Origin of the sequence: Streptomyces sp. NPDC018031 (assembly GCF_044327625.1) — a bacterium.
GTDB lineage: Bacteria > Actinomycetota > Actinomycetes > Streptomycetales > Streptomycetaceae > Streptomyces.
Genome location: NZ_JBIRFT010000061.1, coordinates 1 through 3465 on the forward strand (window position 1 = coordinate 1; position 3465 = coordinate 3465).

Below are 3465 nucleotides of genomic sequence, written 5' to 3' on the forward strand. Positions count from 1 at the left end.
GCGGAGCCGGGCGTTGCTGGCGTTGTCGGGTCTGGGCGGCATGGTGTCGGTGGCCGTGGGCCGGGACGAGGCCGAGGCCCGGTTGGCGCGATGGGGTGACCGGCTGTCGGTGGCGGCGGTGAACGGGCCGTCGTCGGTGGTGGTGTCCGGTGATCCGGAGGCGCTGGAGGAGCTGCTCGTCGAGTGTGAGGGCGAGGGTGTGCGGGCGCGGCGGGTGCCGGTGGACTACGCCTCGCACTCGGCACATGTGGAGCGGATCGAGGAGGAGGTGACCGGCGCGCTCGCCGGGATCGCTCCCCGGTCGTCGGATGTTCCGTTCTACTCCACGGTGACCGCCGAGGTGATCGACACCTCCGTCATGGACGCGGGGTACTGGTACCGCAACCTGCGGCAGACCGTCCGCTTTGACGAGACGGTCCGGCTCCTCCTCGCCGAGGGGCATCAGATGTTCGTCGAGGCCAGTGCCCATCCGGTGCTGACCATGGGCATTCAGCAGACCGCCGAGGACGCGGGGGTGGAGGCGGCGGCGGTCGGCTCCCTCCGCCGCGACGAAGGCGGGCTGGACCGGTTCCGCACCTCGCTCGCCGAGGCGCACGTGGCCGGCGCCCCGGTCGACTGGCGGCAGCTCTTCGCCGGGACCGACGTCCGGCACATCACGCTGCCCACCTACGCCTTCCAGCACCAGCGGTACTGGGTACAGCCGTCCACCGTCCTGGGCGATGTGGCGTCGGCGGGTCTGGGTGCGGCCGGTCATCCGTTGCTGGGTGCGGCGGTGGCGCTGCCGGATTCGGGTGGGTATCTGTTCACCGGTCGTCTGTCGCTGCGGTCGCATGGCTGGCTGGCGGATCATGCGGTGCTGGGGCGGGTGCTGCTGCCGGGTACGGCGTTCGTGGAGTTGGCGTTGCGGGCCGGTGACGCGGTGGGTTGCGACCGGGTGGAGGAACTCACCCTGGAAGCCCCGGTGGTCCTGCCCGAAGAGGGCGGCATCCAGTTGCAGCTGGTCGTCGGGGGGCCGGAGGGCGAGACCGGTCGCCGTGCGGTGACGGTGTACTCGCGGCCCGACGACCCGCGGGCCGACGCCCGGCACACCCCCTGGGTCCGGCACGCCAAGGGCGTACTCGCCGATGCCGGTGTGGGGGCCGGGGATGCGGGTGAGGGTCTGGTGGTGTGGCCGCCGGTGGGTGCCGAGGCGGTGGATCTGGACGGGTTCTACGAGCGGTTGGCGGGGACGGGTCTGGAGTACGGGCCGGTGTTCCGTGGGTTGCGTGCGGTGTGGCGTGGTGCGGGTGAGGTGTTCGCGGAGGTGGTGCTGCCGGAGGGGCAGCGGGCGGAGGCGGGCCGGTTCGGTCTGCATCCGGCGCTGCTGGACGCGGCGTTGCACGCGGGGCTGGGGACCGTCTTCGGTGACATCGAGCAGGTCCGGCTGCCGTTCGCGTGGAGCGGCGTCGCACTGCACGCCACCGGCGCGGCGGTGCTGCGGGTCCGGCTGGCCGCGGCCGGACCGGACGCGGTGTCGGTCCTGGTGACCGACGCGGCGGGCATCCCGGTGGCGTCCGCGGACTCGCTCGTCGCCCGCCCGGTCTCGCTCGATCAGCTGACCGCCGCGCAGGACGCCGCCCAGGGGCCGGGCGCGGAATCGCTGTTCCACGTGGACTGGGTGAGCGTTCCCGCCGCGACGACCGGGACGGCGACCGGGCTGGGCCGGGTCGCCCTGGTCGACGGCTGCGAGACCGGCCTGGGCGCCGTACTGAAGTCCGCCGGGGCCGAAGTCACCGAGTACGACGACCTGTCCGAGCTGAGCCGGACCACCGCCGACGGCACCCGGCCCGACCTGGTCCTGGTGCCCTTCGGGCCGGCCGCCGGGGACGGCGGGGACGTACCCGACGCCACCCGGGCCGCGGCCCACCGCGCGCTCGACACGGTGCAGACCTGGCTGGCCGACGCCGGGTTCGACCACTCCCGCCTGGTCCTGGTGACCCGGCGAGCGGTGGCGACCGGTGCCGCCGAGGACGTCGTGGACCTGGCGTCCGCGGCCGTGTGGGGGCTGACCCGCTCCGCGCAGTCCGAGCACCCGGGCCGGTTCCTCCTGCTCGACCTGGACGGCGGACCGGCCCCGGACGGACGTCACATACCGGCCGAAATGGCCGCCGAGACCCTGCACACCGCGCTCACCGCCGCGGAACCCCAGGTCGCGATACGCGCCGGCGAGGTGCTGGCGCCCCGGCTCGCCAAGGAGGCGGCGAACACCGCCCTCCGTCCGGTGGCGGGTTCGGTGCCGTGGCGGTTGGTGGCCGGGGAGTCGGGGACGCTGGAGGGCCTGGCGGCGGTGGAGTCGCCGGAGGCGCTGCGGGAGCTGGGTGCGGGGGAGGTCCGGGTCGCGGTGCGTGCGGCCGGGGTGAACTTCCGTGATGTGCTGCTGTCGCTGGGGATGTACCCGGGGGCGGCCGAGCTGGGCGGCGAGGGTGCCGGTGTGGTGGTGGAGGTCGGTCCCGGAGTGACCGGGCTGGCCGTGGGCGACCGGGTGATGGGTCTGCTCACCGGCGGGTTCACCCCGCTGAACGTCGCCGACGCCCGCACCCTGGTCCGGATGCCCGAAGGGTGGTCGTTCACCGAGGCCGCCTCGGTACCGGCGGTCTTCGCTACCGCCATGTACGCGCTGCGGGATCTGGCCGGGGTGCGTGCGGGGGAGTCGTTGCTGGTGCACGCGGCCGCCGGTGGTGTGGGGATGGCGGCGGTGCAGTTGGCGCGGGCGTGGGGTGTGGAGGTGTTCGCGACGGCGAGTCCGGCGAAGTGGGATGTGGTGCGCGGGCTGGGTGTGGCGGGGGAGCGGATCGCGTCGTCGCGGTCGCTGGACTTCGAGGGTGTGTTTGCCTCGGTGACCGGTGGGCGCGGGGTGGATGTGGTGCTGGACTCGCTGGCCGGGGAGTTCGTGGACGCTTCGTTGCGGTTGCTGCCGCGTGGTGGCCGGTTCGTGGAGATGGGCAAGACCGACATCCGGTCCGAGGAGCAGGTGGCGGCGGACTACCCGGGTGTGGCCTATCGGGCGTTCGACCTGGCCGAGGCGGGTCCGGAGCGGATCGGCGAGATGCTCGCCGAGATCGTCGACCTCTTCGAGAAGGGACTCCTGAGTCTGCTGCCGGTGACCACCTGGGACGTGCGGCACGCCGCGGAGGCGTTCCGGTACATCAGTCAGGCGCGGCATGTGGGCAAGGTGGTGTTGTCGGTTCCGGCGGAGCTGGACCGGCAGGGCACGGTGCTGGTCACGGGTGCCGGTGGGGTGCTGGGTGGTCTGGTGGCGCGGCATCTGGTGGCCGGGCACGGGGTGCGGCATCTGCTGCTGGCGGGCCGCCGCGGTGAACAGATGCCTGGTGCGGCGGAGTTGCGGGGTGAGCTGGAGGCGCTGGGCGCGTCGGTGACCTTCGCGGCGTGTGACGTTTCCGATCGCGGTCAGGTGGCGGAGTTGCT

General features: G+C 73.5%; 1 protein-coding gene. It reads left to right on the forward strand.

The features are described 5' to 3' along the window. Positions 1-13: 13 nt before the first annotated feature. Positions 14-3465: acyltransferase domain-containing protein (locus tag ACH4B3_RS34210; RefSeq protein ID WP_398469689.1), on the forward strand; the 3452-nt coding region annotated here is incomplete at its 3' end.